Origin of the sequence: Jeotgalibacillus sp. ET6 (assembly GCF_029667115.1) — a bacterium.
Lineage (GTDB): Bacteria > Bacillota > Bacilli > Bacillales > Jeotgalibacillaceae > Jeotgalibacillus.
Window position 1 is genome coordinate 1 of record NZ_JARUIU010000084.1, and the last position, 274, is coordinate 274.

Consider the following 274-nt stretch of genomic DNA (forward strand, 5'->3'; position numbering starts at 1 on the left):
CCTGTGAATAAACCTTAACAGCAAATCCTTTTTTATTGATGTTTTGTTCTATTTCTTCATATAATGTTACGAGAATCTCCGGCATGAGGCTAAAGTCAGCTGCTATTCTGCTAAAGCAGCATGATGAAAAAGCTCTTGAAAAAAACGTTACATATACGAAGGAAGATTTGGTTACTTGGCGAATTCAACCATTTGAGCTCCGTACCCGATCTGTGGAACTATCTGTTTTTGACCCTTTTCCGGTTGGTCGCCTGGATAAAGATACGGAAGGTTT

1 pseudogene is annotated in these 274 nt (G+C 39.1%); it reads left to right on the forward strand.

The features are described from left to right. Positions 1–83: 83 nt before the first annotated feature. Positions 84–274: pseudogene (locus tag P6709_RS19910) on the forward strand (hypothetical protein); the annotation flags it as partial.